General features: G+C 43.2%; 12 protein-coding genes. 7 read left to right on the top strand and 5 right to left on the bottom strand.

The genetic code is table 11. From position 1 onward, the window contains the following. Window positions 1-286: 286 nt before the first annotated feature. Window positions 287-703: a MerR family transcriptional regulator gene (locus tag NSS94_RS04835; RefSeq protein WP_029517092.1), complete on the bottom strand. Its 417-nt coding sequence runs from the start codon at window positions 701-703 to the stop codon at window positions 287-289. Window positions 704-1,043: 340 nt separating this feature from the next. Here NSS94_RS04835 and NSS94_RS04830 point away from each other — a divergent pair, with 340 nt between their 5' ends. Continuing rightward, window positions 1,044-2,084, top strand: a complete 1,041-nt coding sequence (locus NSS94_RS04830; protein WP_341038790.1) for an NAD(P)-dependent alcohol dehydrogenase — start codon at window positions 1,044-1,046, stop codon at window positions 2,082-2,084. Window positions 2,085-2,668: 584 nt separating this feature from the next. Here the strand turns inward: NSS94_RS04830 and NSS94_RS04825 are convergent. The 3 genes from NSS94_RS04825 to NSS94_RS04815 all read right to left on the bottom strand — a co-directional run bounded on the left by NSS94_RS04825 (window position 2,669) and on the right by NSS94_RS04815 (window position 5,393). Continuing rightward, entirely contained in the window at window positions 2,669-4,048 is a 1,380-nt protein-coding gene (locus tag NSS94_RS04825) for an amino acid permease (protein WP_061831603.1), read from the bottom strand. A gap of 382 nt (window positions 4,049-4,430) precedes the next feature. Further along, window positions 4,431-4,877 (bottom strand): GNAT family N-acetyltransferase, encoded by a 447-nt coding sequence (locus NSS94_RS04820; RefSeq protein WP_029517096.1) that lies wholly within the window; start codon window positions 4,875-4,877, stop codon window positions 4,431-4,433. Window positions 4,878-4,925: 48 nt separating this feature from the next. Beyond that, on the bottom strand, window positions 4,926-5,393 hold the full coding sequence (locus tag NSS94_RS04815) for a MarR family winged helix-turn-helix transcriptional regulator (protein ID WP_029517097.1): 468 nt from the start codon (window positions 5,391-5,393) through the stop codon (window positions 4,926-4,928). 197 nt (window positions 5,394-5,590) lie between these two features. Between NSS94_RS04815 and NSS94_RS04810 the strand changes: the two genes are divergently transcribed. From NSS94_RS04810 to NSS94_RS04785, 6 genes are all read left to right on the top strand, one after another. Then, a complete protein-coding gene (locus tag NSS94_RS04810) occupies window positions 5,591-6,466 on the top strand; it encodes an SDR family NAD(P)-dependent oxidoreductase (protein ID WP_341038788.1) in 876 nt (291 codons plus the stop codon). Window positions 6,467-6,631: 165 nt separating this feature from the next. Beyond that, on the top strand, window positions 6,632-7,312 hold the full coding sequence (locus NSS94_RS04805) for a hypothetical protein (RefSeq protein WP_341038787.1): 681 nt from the start codon (window positions 6,632-6,634) through the stop codon (window positions 7,310-7,312). Further along, window positions 7,309-8,724 (top strand): phage baseplate assembly protein V, encoded by a 1,416-nt coding sequence (locus tag NSS94_RS04800; RefSeq protein ID WP_341038786.1) that lies wholly within the window; start codon window positions 7,309-7,311, stop codon window positions 8,722-8,724. Before NSS94_RS04805 ends, NSS94_RS04800 begins: the two co-directional genes overlap by 4 nt. Window positions 8,725-8,736: 12 nt before the next feature. Further along, entirely contained in the window at window positions 8,737-9,999 is a 1,263-nt protein-coding gene (locus NSS94_RS04795) for a pentapeptide repeat-containing protein (RefSeq protein ID WP_341038785.1), read from the top strand. After that, the gene (locus tag NSS94_RS04790) at window positions 9,996-10,526 is read left to right on the top strand and encodes a hypothetical protein (protein WP_176715766.1); all 531 of its coding nucleotides are present in this window, start codon (window positions 9,996-9,998) and stop codon (window positions 10,524-10,526) included. Before NSS94_RS04795 ends, NSS94_RS04790 begins: the two co-directional genes overlap by 4 nt. A 5-nt stretch (window positions 10,527-10,531) precedes the next feature. Then, window positions 10,532-10,948 (top strand): DUF4280 domain-containing protein, encoded by a 417-nt coding sequence (locus tag NSS94_RS04785; RefSeq protein WP_029517103.1) that lies wholly within the window; start codon window positions 10,532-10,534, stop codon window positions 10,946-10,948. A gap of 113 nt (window positions 10,949-11,061) precedes the next feature. Here the strand turns inward: NSS94_RS04785 and NSS94_RS04780 are convergent, their stop codons facing one another. Further along, window positions 11,062-12,540, bottom strand: a complete 1,479-nt coding sequence (locus NSS94_RS04780; RefSeq protein WP_341038783.1) for a protein adenylyltransferase SelO — start codon at window positions 12,538-12,540, stop codon at window positions 11,062-11,064. Window positions 12,541-12,653: the final 113 nt, after the last annotated feature.

The raw sequence follows: 12,653 nt of genomic DNA, 5'->3' as shown, positions 1-12,653 counted from the left end.
ATACTGGACCATACTCCTGATTATCTTCGATGATTCTATAGTAATTCGTTGTTTTCTGAACTAAAGTCGTGGCTCTCAACCTACATAATGGGCAAATTGCCCGTTGACTTTCGGAATACTTGATCCTCGGTACTACTCCTGCCTGTTCAAGTTACATCATATTTGGTTCCTAGTTTTCTAAAACTGATCGTGCTGTTTTAAATCAGTAGGTTGTAGTAAATCGAATATTACAAACGAAAGCACCTGTAATTCATATAGAAATGGATGAATTACAGATGCTTATCTATTAGTTAGTAATGAGACTCCCTATTTTATTGTTTTTATGAATATTTTCCGTTCCGGCATCCAATGCAGTTTTGTAATATGAGCATTTATGTTCAATAACTTCCATTGTTTTTTTAAGTTCTTCCATTTGTGCTTCTACAGTTGCTTTTCGTTCCATAAACATGTCATATCTTTGTTGTAGTGTGGAATCCCCACCAGAACACCAATCAATGAAATTTTTAATTTCTTTGATCGGCATCCCGGTGGATTTTAGACATTCAATTATTTTTAAAGCGTCGATATCGGATTCTTTAAATAATCTTGTTCCGCTAGATGTCCGTTCTACAAAAGGCATAAGTCCCTCTTTGTCGTAGTAACGCAAAGCGTATGCTGTAAGATTCAATTCTTTTGCAACTTCGCTGATAGAATACGTCTTCATCATGTATCTCCTATTCTTAATGACATAGACTTCGAGTTAACTCTATGATATAAGGGGGATTCTATCAAGGTATTTGTAGAATGTCAAAGTCCCCTTATAGGAAAAGTAGAATCAGATGCTATCTAACGAAATATAATTAGCAAGAAAACAACATTACTGAATAGACGCTTATAAACCTGCGCTTGACTTAGAGTTAACTATAAGGATTAACATTGATTTGCAAGAGAAAAAGTATAAATGGAAATGAATGAAGGGGAACTTCAACCGACTTCAGCTAGTTTTCAATTTATACCGATATAACTGCATTCTCTTGAAAAATAAAAATAATTGGAGGCTATTTATGATAACTGCTAAAGCACGAGCTGTCGATGGCCCAGACAAACCGTTTCGATCGGCTGAAATTAAACGACGGGATCTTGATTCACACGATGTTCTGATTGAAATTAAATATGCCGGCATATGCCATTCTGACATCCACACTGCTCACGGCGAATGGGGCCCAGTGAACTACCCTCTCGTACCTGGACATGAAATTGCAGGGATTGTCACGGAGGTAGGATCTGAGGTTACAAAGTACAGCGTTGGTGACCGGGTAGGGGTTGGCTGTATGGTTGATTCCTGTGGCGAATGTGAGAACTGTCGTAAAGGAGAGGAACAATACTGCCTTAAAGGAAATGTCCCTACCTATGCTGGTGTTGACAAATACGGCGAGCCTACACAAGGCGGATATTCTACCCACATTGTCGTAACTGAGGATTTTGTAGTGAAAATTCCAGATAACATTGAGCTTGACGTGGCTGCTCCATTACTTTGTGCAGGTATTACGACTTATTCACCGTTGAACCGCTGGGGTGCTGGTCCAGATAAAAAAGTGGCCGTTGTGGGAATGGGAGGCCTTGGTCATATGGCTATCAAGATTGCACATGCTATGGGTGCTGAGGTAACCGTTCTATCCCAAACATTAAAGAAAAAAGATGATGGCTTGCAATTTGGTGCGGACCACTATTATGCTACAAGCGAACCAGAAACATTTAAAAAACTTGCTGGGCAATTTGATTTGATCATTAACACGGTAAGTGCTGCCATCGATATGGATGCTTATTTTGCACTACTCAATCTAGACGGAACTTTGGTGAATGTCGGTGCCCCTGGGGAGCCGTTGTCACTAAATGTGATGTCCCTTATCGGACATCGCCGTTCATTTGCTGGTTCAATGATAGGAGGCATCCGTGAGACACAGGAAATGTTGGATTTTTGTGCAAAACACAATATTGTTCCTAAAATTGAAGTAATTTCGGCCGACCAGATTGACGAAGCCTACAAACGAGTGTTAGCTTCTGATGTGAAGTATAGATTCGTGATTGACATTAGCACAATGTAAGCTATGTAAATCATAAGTTATACAAGTGATTTTAATTTTGAAGGTGTCCCCAAAGTATTACTTGGGACACCTTCACTTTATTCTGTGTACCATCCTATTGTCCATTTCCTCTTTTTGCATTTATTTGTAATCCAAAGATTCCACCCTTAGAATATAATACATTAGGAATAAATAGGAAGGTGGAACTTATCTATGTTTAAGAAAATGGATATTTACAAAATCCTCACTTTAATATTTGCATTAGTTGTTATGATCTCTTCCTCTTTATCACTCGCATACCCGGACACCTATAGGGACTCATACAAAATCACGCAATTTTTTCTAGGGTTTATATTTTTATTTTCGGGAATTACAGAGTTTAAGGCCAATCGTAAGAGTATAGCAATAATCAACTTCTCAATTTTCGTTCTCACCTTTTTTGTATCTATATTTACACTTGTAGTGCGAACAGGCTAACCACACGGTTTTATACCTCAGTAATAACCTTCCATAGCCCTCTCTCTCGTCATGTAAAAGAAAAGCCGAGCGAACTCAGAATCATCTGAATTGCGCTCGGCAAATGTTACGTATTTAGCAATCTTCTTTTAGTTTTCCTCTAATTCTTCAATTCTCTGCCGCTTTCCTATGCCAAAGACAAAATATCCAACAATGACGATCGCCATGAATGTTGCCCCGACAATCAACGACAAGCGTGTGTCTGGATTAAACCACATTCCAACGATCACAAGCAACAAAAAGACAATGGTGATGTAATTACTGATTGGAAAAAAACGAGATTTAAAGGTGTGATCCTTCATTTCATCCTTCCACTTTTTCCTGAATTTAAATTGACTGATGGCTAATGCAAACCACGGTACCATGCCTGGAAGAACACTGGCGCTGTAAATATACAGAAACAGTTTGGAATCAGGCATTAAATAGTTAAATAACACCCCTACCAGTAGCAAGGAAATGGTCGTTATTATACTATTTCTAGGGACGCCGCTTGGAGAAACTTTCCCAAAGAACTTAGGAGCTTGTCCGTTCTTAGCCAATGTATATAACATTCTGCCCGCACTGTAAATACCACTGTTACAACCAGACATCGCAGCTGTAAGTACAACAAAGTTAATGATACCCGCAGCAGCCACAATTCCTACCTTGGCAAAAGTCAGAACAAATGGACTACCGATCTCGCCTATTTGGTTCCAAGGATAAATCGTAACAATGACAAAGATTGCACCCACGTAGAAAATCAGAATACGCCAGATGATGTTTTTAATGGCTTTTCGCAGTGTCATTTTCGGATTTTCTGCTTCACCTGCCGTAATACCCACCATCTCTATCCCTTGGTAAGCCGCTGTTACAATGCAGAGTGCAAATAGAAACCCTTTCAAACCACCTGCAAAGAAGCCGCCCTGGCTGTACAGATTGGATAGACCTATCGGTTGTCCACCGTTACCGAGGCCAAAGAAGATCATCCCCGTACCCACTACTAGCATGAAGATAATGGCGACAATTTTAATCATCGCAAACCAAAACTCAAATTCCCCATAAAATTTCACAGCCGCCAAATTGGCCAATGCAATAATAATTACACCTGCCAAAGCCGGCAACCATTGCGGGATATCCGGGAACCAGTAGCCCACATATACCCCAATCGCAGTGACTTCTGCCATCCCTACGGTAACCCATAAAAACCAATAGCTCCAGGCGGTCAAGAAACCGGCTAAGGGGCTGATATATTTATGAGCAAATGTAGCGAATGAGCCTGTCACCGGTTCAAGAATCAGCATTTCCCCCATGATCCGCATGACAAAAAACATAATAATCCCAGCTAAGAGATAAGCCAACAGTACTGAGGGACCTGCCCATTTTATCGTACTTGCCGACCCCATAAACAAACCGACGCCAATCGTGCCTCCAAGCGCAATCAACTCAACGTGCCGTGGCTTTAGCCCTCTCGTTAATTGTTTCGATTCCAAAAGAACGCTCCCCTTCGTATATGTTCATCATCAAACGCTAATGATCCGGAAAACTGCCCCCAAACATTATTAATTTTTCAGACTGACGTGGTCGTGAGTGAACGACTACAAAGTAGTTCCACGATTCTTAAATATACAAGGAAACCACGTCCTATTTACCGTCCAAACCTTACTGTTTCTAAGACCGAGTCCGTAGCATTAGATGCATTGTATGACAAAAAACGCCTAAATACAACTGCTAATTAGCAGACATATTTAGGCATGAAATGGAAAGGAAGGTGATTCATGTTTTCTGAACAATGGTCAATTTAATGCGATGCATTAGAGTGCTAAACATAACTAGTTTTTCAATGATAAATATCACGATATTAAGCCTATGTATTTATTTGAGATTTTTTATAAAGTTTTTCTGATCCTTGGTAAACATATAGCCACGTCGTTCATAGAACCTGTGAGCCTGTATCCGACTTGGGTGAGATAACAGTTTGATCCCGGAAAATCCATGGGACTTTCCCCACTGTTCAAGACGCTCAATCAACATGCTACCTATACCTTGATTTCTATACTTTTCTTTAACAACAAATCCTAGTATATTCACCAAAGATTCTGAAAAAAGTAATTCATGTGGGCTTCCATGAATATATCCTAATACCTCGTTGTTTTCTTCATAAACAAAGATTACATCTTTTGATTCCTTTATAATCATTTCAATCTTCTCTTTTACTTTTACTTCAGGAAATAGATATAGATTGGGATTAAAGTCTTGGTTTAACAAATAAATATCATGATAATCAGTTCCCCTAATTTCCCTAACATTTTTTTCTTTCACTTTTTGAAAGCCCCCTATTTTCATCATCCGATGCTTTATGTCGAATCATTACTCCTCGCAATCTTGACCGTTAAAACAATTCAGCATACCAATAAACGCTTCAAGTTTGGAATTCTCCCATGTTGAAATACGTTGATAAAACTCATTTTCTTTTTCTTTTAAAGCTTCTAGGGCTTTTTCACGACCATTAGCTGTCAGGGATATTAACACTCCCCGACGATCCTCAGGGTGAGTTTCACTTTTTACATAATTCAAGTGTTTAAGCTGAGTAACAAGTCGGCTGACAGAGCTTCGATCCATAGCGGTGGATTCCGCCAAAAATGTAGCGCTTGCCGGACCGTACGAAAGAAGGCAGCGTACGATCAGAAAAGCCGCAGGTTGTAATGATGGATCGAAAAGTGCCGCTGTTCTTACATTGAGTGCATGTGACGCGCTTATAAGTGCATTAAGTTGTTCACCAAGATTCAGTTCTAATTGCTCTCTTGTAGAATTTGAATGTTGAGTTTTATGATCCATATGTCTCCACCTTATTTGAATGAGTTCGAATATATTTGACATATATCAATTAAAATACATATACTTGATATATATCAATCATATTTTCGGCTTTGATAAGTGTCAAGCAGAAGATCTACAGTATAAAGCATCTACAACCTTAAAGCGTAAGCATGAATAAGAATGTAATTGGATCGAGAATTAGGAGGATGATGTATATGTCGACATACCCGACTATTGTAATCACTGGTGCTACTAACGGTCTTGGACAATTAGTAGCAATTGAATTAGCCCAACGCGGAGCGCATCTAGTCTTAACAGCCAGAAATGAAAAGCGTGCTGAAACGACTAAAAATGTTCTAAAAGATCTGGCGCCAAGTACAAAGGTAGACTTTTTTTTCGGGGACTTGTCTCTTATGAAAGATGTCAGGCGTATTGGTGATGAAATTAAAGCTAATTATCCAAAGATTGATGTATTAGTGAACAGTGCTGGATTACATGGATTTGAACAGCGAATAACCTCAGAGGGTTTGGCAGAAATGATAGCCGTAAACTATCTTGCCCCGTGGCTGTTAACGCATACCCTACTCAATTCACTCATGGAATCCACAAATGCTAGGATCGTCAATGTGGCTTCTGAAGCGTCACGCAACCATGGCGAATTAAAATTACCGGAGGATTTAACAGATATATCTGCATTTACCGCAAGAGGCTCATCTAAGATATACGGAAAGACTAAACTTCTTAATATCATGTTTACAGAAGAACTTGGACGTCAGTTGTATGGAACCGGAATCGTAGTTAACGCACTTAATCCAGGATTTAACGTTACCGGCCTTGGCCGTGAGTTAGGATTTTCTTCAGTACTTGCAAAAATATTGAACGCTTTGCACATCGGAGACCCACGAAGAGGAGCAGAAATTATTATTCGTTTAGCAACAGAATCTCAATATCGAGAAGTGACAGGTGGATATTTTAATGTTGGCACTGGTAAGCCGATTGTGCCGACATATCCTGGTGGGGATAGCAAGATGCAACGCCTACTTTGGAGTACTACTACCGAATTGTTACGGCAAAAAGGGGTTATGGCATGAAATAGGAGCTATTATCAAATAATGCCCCCCAACGAATGGTTCATTTTGTAAACTAAATCTCTCTTTTAACCGATAAATACATATGCTGGTTCTGTACTTAAATATCTCCTCCCATCTTTACATATTCAAGTACAAACGTGTATTTTTCCTAAAAGGGGGCTTCCTATGAACTATCTAGACGAGCATATACTTAGCCTCAAAGCTAAAATGGTGGATCGGAAGACAGCTAATAACGATAATGTGAAATCCATTCCAGCTCAAACTCAGAAATCGGAACAGGACGGTTCCATGTTTGAAGAAACAAAGCTACTTCATATTGAAAACGATTATCTCGCATTGGAGCCCATAACAATACTACACGGAGAAATTGGTTTCTACATTCCCAAGTCCTTTACTCCTATGCCAATGGAGCAAGCTATAATCAAATATCCTTCAGAGCATCGACCAAAGGTCATTTATACCTCATCTGAGGAGACTATCAATATCACTTTTAATCCTACAGATACTGCCCTGGAAGCGGAAGAGCTGCCCGATTTTGTAGAGCAAATGGCGGATATTTTACGGTCTGTACAACCGATTCGCAACTGGTTAGGTACCGAAATGGTTATCAACGGTTCCGGACTTTCAGTTGGGCAGATTCGTTTTGTGGCGGCGGGGATCGACGGTAATCTATACAGCGAAATGCTATTCTTCATCCACAATGGACGAGTTGTCATAGGTTCCTTTAGCTGTCTGGAGGTAGATCTCGAAATCTGGTTACCTGTAGCAGAATACTGGGTTCAATCCCTTTCTGTCCTTCCACCCTCCACCTATTCTACAAATGAGAAAGGAATGACTACACCATGAGTCTGGGATACGATCAAATTCACATTCACCCTTATGAACAAATGGATCTAGAAGAGCTCACCTTAACGAAAAAAGTTAACGAGCATACTCGGCTTTATTTTACAGGTGTTATCCCCGAAGACTTGCAAGACAGTTACGTGGAAACGACAGAAAAAAATACCATCATTGAAGTCAGTCAACAAGATGAGTCTGGCGTAAGCAAACCGCTATTTAGTGGGATTGCCCTCTCGGTCGAGGTAAAAGTCGTGCGAGGTGTGTACTATCTGGAAGTGGAAGCTATTTCCCATACGTACCGGATGGACATCAAGCAGCGTACCCGCTCTTTTCAGTATACGAAAATGACGATTCCTCAAATGCTGGAGCACATAGGTAAGGACTATGAAGGACTGGATGTGATCGACGGGGCTACTGGCGGAGAAGCCATCGGGCGGCTTGCCATTCAGTATCAGGAGACAGACTGGGCTTTTTTAAGACGCATAGCCTCCCGTTATCATACGAGTCTGATGCCTGTAGCCCGTTTTGACAGCCCCAAATTTTATTTTGGTATTGAGGACAGCCCTGCACAGGCGATACTGGATCATACCCGTTATACCGTACGTAAGCAATTGCTTCCTTTTCGTTATTTTCAGGAGAATGAACAGACCAAACTGAGTGAACACGATTTTATTTTTTATGAGGTAGAAACAGATGAGGTACTCGACTTGGGTGCTCAGTTGAATTTTCAGGGGCATAACTTGTATGTCATGGAAGCCTACACCGCCATGAGTCAAGGACTGCTGCGGCATCAGTATGTGTTGGGTTCTTACCAGGGATTTCGGCAAAAAAGCTACTACCAGGATAAGCTGGCAGGAGCCTCATTAAGCGGTGTTGTACTGGACGTACGTCAGGATCAGGTACGCATTCATCTGGATTGTGATGAACAACAAGACGCAAGCAAAGCACACTGGTTCAACTATTCTACTGTTTACAGTGGCGGTGGCCATATTGGCTGGTACGTCATGCCAGAAAAAGGCGATTCCGTTTCTCTCTATTTCCCCGGTAGTCGGGAAGAAGACGGCGTGGCAGGTAGTGCGGTGAGACGGGCAGATCGCAAGAGTACGCATAACCATTTTTCCAATCCGCAAATGAAAATATGGCGTACCCCGCATGGCAAGGAAATTCGACTGGGACCGGATGAACTGGTCGTTACAGCCAAGGACGGCGCTATTTACATCAAACTGGATGATAAAGAAGGCATTCATATCACCAGCAGCAAGCAAGTGAATATTTCGGCAGGAGGCAATCTCAGCCTGTCTGCGGGAAAGACGATGAGTCTGTCCGCAGGTAGTCAGCTCCGTATGGATTGTAACGGCAGTCATATTGAATTAAGCGGGTCAGCGGATATGAAAGGCAGCGAAGTGAAGTCAAATTAAGGATGATTAGCAATGGAAAAGCAAACAGATGTGTTAGATCAGCAACAAGCAGCTCTTCTACAGGCTTGGTCTCTCATTCGCAAAGAATGGGCGTTGAAATGTACATCAACACAAACACAACGATTACAGCATATAGTAGAACATTTCCGGGCCTTTTGTGAGCTGGTTCGGCAAAAGCAACTCACAGATCGTAAAGGTCATATCGGTTACATCACCTACTCCATGCTGCGCACCACATGGCTTGAACAGAAGCCCGTTTATCTTGTTGAAGCTACGGATGCCTTATGGATGCTTGATGCTGAGCCCGTTCAGTTGGAATACGATGCAAGTTGGATTTTTCTCTATTGGACTCAATTACATGAACAACTTGGGGCTGAAACCTTGAACCAGCAAGTCTCCCTTTCCGAACTTGAATTAGAGCAGATCATGCTGGAAGCAGCGGGATATCTTCATACGATGATCGTTAGTCTGGTTCGTCAGGCTATGAAGCAAGCAGTCCACCTACCAGAGTTTGAGGCGTTGGATCGTGAAGAAGCTTTTGAGATTCGCGTCGGAGAGTATATGGATCATAGTGTCTCCGTGTACCGGGAAGATCGAAGACCCGTGGATGCTAACATCATAAAGTCTTGGCTGGAGGAAAAAGAAGGATCGGCCTACAGCTACCAAGCACTGTCTCAAGTGCAATTGTCGGATGGAGATTACAGTTCCTTGGATTTTCGTTATACAGTCTTTCGCCAGATCGGGATGCAACAAAGCCGATTGCATCACTGTATCCTCGTAGGCACGGTATGGCAAGAAGCTCAGCTAGATGGAACCGACTTTTCGCACAGCCTGCTTCACGGAGCCGATTTCCGTGGCTGTTCCCTGCAAGAGGCTGTGCTGGACGAAGTTATAAGCAATAGCGAATATGGATCGGATGCTTGGCTGGATTGGGAACCGCTAGGATTGGATGGAGTGGATTTTACAAGAGCTAATTTACAGGGAGCTCGTTTTCAACATGCACAGCTTCAAGGAGCTACTTTCCAAGATGCCGCGCTGCAAAGAGCTTTATTTAACGGCGCGGATCTAACAGGTGCCTGCTTTGTAGGAGCCGATGTTACTGGCGCTTCGTTTATAGGTGCATGTTTAGTAAAAGCTAATTTTACAGGGGCAAAGCTACACCGGGCAATCTTTACAGATATCCAACTAAGCGAAGCCATTGGTCTTGCTGCTGTAGAAGCACCCCTGGCTACACAGGTAACAGATACAGTGAGTAAGGAGAGTGGGGGTAAATGAGATATTTTCGACTCATGGTGGACGAGCGCGTAAAGCATCGGGTAGAGACTGCGCCCCTGTCTCCCTTGCAGGTGGAAGAACTCCTTTCGGGTCATACCATTCAGGCGGAGGACACTCCCCTGTTTTTAGCAGTACATACAGATCCACGAACCGTATATCCGGATTTTCTGGAGTTCCCTTTGCCACTGGTTTCAGACTCCATGAAAGTCCTGTTGGAAAAATATATGCCGGAGCTGGAATGGAAGGTCGCTATACTTACCGATTTTCAGAAGGCTAGGCAGGATGTGTACTGGATATTGCGTCCACCTGTGGTGGATTGTCTTTCCTCACAAACCGAGTGGTATCCTGACCATACCTTGAAGCAGTTGGTACTTAAACACGGAAAAATCCAATCGTCTATATTTCGGATCGCCGGCTTGTTGGAAGCTCATATCTATATCAATCTCGCGGTAGCGGAAAGTCTGCTGCGTCGTCCATTTACAGGTGTTCGTGTGCAAAAAGTGGAGATGTCCACAAAGGAGGAATAATCCGTATGGAAGAAGCAAGTGTGCAGCCTGGGTCAGGTGCGAAAAAAAGCTATGTCGTGGCAGGTGCGATTTTAAGCTGTAGTTACGGTACACAGCCTACGCGTTTGAAGCGCCCTTTTAGCCACGGGGTGTATGTCAAAAATAAAGCCCAGATGAATATTGGAGATTATGTGCCTGGAGTGAACATAAAATCTTTTGGAAATTGCTCCAGTCCGCTGAATCCGGCTGTGCAAGCCAGTGAGATGGTCGATATTTATGGGGTGAAAAAGGCTCCATGTATTCCTGTTCTTACGATGCCTTGGCTGAACGGAAAAAGCGACATGCGCATCGAAGGCCAGCCTGCTCTTACACAGAACTGTACGCATCAATGTCTTTATTGCGGGCACATACAAATCGAAAATGACGGTCAAGAGCTGGATTAATTAGTTGCAGCCTCCCAAAATAAAAACAAAATGCGCTGGTGAGAGAATGGCTATCTTCTCCACCAACGCATGAAATAGGTTATCATCGAGTTGTTCAACATGATTACATTACATTAGGTACCGCAAAAGGTTCGGTATGAGCAGTTGGATTTCTCAGGCAATGTAGAGTAAATAGCCTGTTCGTCAGAATAAGCATAAGGGTTCGAAAGAACTTCAAGGAGTTGCTCCATCACATGGTAGTCTTCTCGTTCCACCGCAGCTTCCAATGCTTCTTCTACTCGGTGGTTGCGCGGGATGATTGCAGGATTGCTGCTGCGCATCAGCTGATGCGATGAATCTTGGGATTCCTGCTGTCTGCCCAGTCTCGCCTGCCACTGCTCGTGCCACTGGGTGAATTCCTCAGTGCTGAACAGAACCGTATCCTCCAGCTTGTCCAAAGTTAGGGCACGGAAGGTATTGGTGTAGTCAGCACGATGCTTCTGCATGATATTCAGAAGATCCTCAATAAGAGATTCATCCTCCTGCTCTTCGTTAAAGATCCCTAGCTTCGCTCGCATTCCTGCAAGCCAGTGACTGTGAAACATTTTTACAAAATCTGAAATTGCATCCTCAGCCAGTGTGACAGCCTGCTCCCTGTTGTCATGCAGCAGTGGCAAGAGCGTCTCAGCAAATCTCGCGAGATTCCACGCAGCAATATGCGGCTGATTGGCATAAGCATAGCGTTCCTGCCTGTCGATGGAACTGAATACCGTCTCAGGATCATAGGTATCCATGAAGGCGCAAGGACCATAATCAATGGTTTCTCCGCTAAGGGTCATATTGTCGGTGTTCATCACCCCGTGAATAAAACCAACCAGCTGCCATTTGGCAATCAGCTCGGCCTGACGCTTAATCACTTCCTGAAGCAGTGAAAGGTAACGGTTTTCGTCATTGGCAACTTCCGGGTAGTGTCTTTCCAATGTATAATCAGCCAGAGCACGGAGATCTTCGGACGTGCCCCATGCTGAGACGTATTGAAAAGTTCCGACGCGAAGATGACTGGCAGCCACACGGGTCAGAATGGCACCGGGCTGCTCGGTTTCCCGGATGATCGTCTCACCTGTGGATACCACCGCCAAGCTGCGGGTGGTAGCAATACCTAGCGCATGCATCGCCTCACTAATGATGTATTCACGAAGCATCGGACCAAGTGCCGCACGCCCGTCACCACCACGGGAGTATGGCGTTCTGCCAGAGCCCTTGAGCTGAATATCAACCCGTTCACCCAAGGGATTGATCTGTTCGCCAAGCAGCAGAGCACGACCGTCTCCTAACATGTTAAAATGCCCGAATTGATGTCCTGCGTAAGCTTGAGCAAGAGGCGTAGCCCCTTCAGGAATTTGGTTGCCGGCCAGCTCCGCTACGCCATCATTCCTTTGCAGCGCCGTGCCGTTCAACCCCAGTGATGCTGCCAACGGATGATTAAGTATAATCAGCTTTGGTGAGCGGACAGGAGTTAGGTTGAGCTTTGTAAGCATGGATTCCGGCAGACGAGAGTAACTGTTGTCGAAGTTCCACCCTATTTTATCTGCTATTTCTTTTCTCTCCGTCATAGTGTCTCCTTTTCTGCTGTGGTATCTTGGATTTTCCCCTTTTAGTTTTTACCTCTGTCCATTTATTATCCACTTTTCACCATGCTATTGTGCTTTTTAGCTTTTAACAACCT

It is taken from the genome of Paenibacillus sp. FSL L8-0644, assembly GCF_038008165.1.
Taxonomy (GTDB): domain Bacteria; phylum Bacillota; class Bacilli; order Paenibacillales; family Paenibacillaceae; genus Paenibacillus; species Paenibacillus polymyxa_D.
The sequence above is the reverse complement of the archived record's forward strand: the minus strand, read 5'-3'. Positions and strand labels throughout refer to the sequence as shown.

Excerpts from the sequence above, each read along its gene's own strand:
- NSS94_RS04810 (WP_341038788.1), top strand. The coding sequence starts at position 5,591 with ATGTCGACATACCCGACTATTGTAATCACTGGTGCTACTAACGGTCTT.
- NSS94_RS04790 (WP_176715766.1), top strand. The coding sequence starts at position 9,996 with ATGAGATATTTTCGACTCATGGTGGACGAGCGCGTAAAGCATCGGGTA.
- NSS94_RS04795 (WP_341038785.1), top strand. The coding sequence starts at position 8,737 with ATGGAAAAGCAAACAGATGTGTTAGATCAGCAACAAGCAGCTCTTCTA.
- NSS94_RS04800 (WP_341038786.1), top strand. The coding sequence starts at position 7,309 with ATGAGTCTGGGATACGATCAAATTCACATTCACCCTTATGAACAAATG.
- NSS94_RS04815 (WP_029517097.1), bottom strand. The coding sequence starts at position 5,393 with ATGGATCATAAAACTCAACATTCAAATTCTACAAGAGAGCAATTAGAA.
- NSS94_RS04780 (WP_341038783.1), bottom strand. The coding sequence starts at position 12,540 with ATGACGGAGAGAAAAGAAATAGCAGATAAAATAGGGTGGAACTTCGAC.
- NSS94_RS04835 (WP_029517092.1), bottom strand. The coding sequence starts at position 703 with ATGAAGACGTATTCTATCAGCGAAGTTGCAAAAGAATTGAATCTTACA.
- NSS94_RS04785 (WP_029517103.1), top strand. The coding sequence starts at position 10,532 with ATGGAAGAAGCAAGTGTGCAGCCTGGGTCAGGTGCGAAAAAAAGCTAT.
- NSS94_RS04830 (WP_341038790.1), top strand. The coding sequence starts at position 1,044 with ATGATAACTGCTAAAGCACGAGCTGTCGATGGCCCAGACAAACCGTTT.
- NSS94_RS04805 (WP_341038787.1), top strand. The coding sequence starts at position 6,632 with ATGAACTATCTAGACGAGCATATACTTAGCCTCAAAGCTAAAATGGTG.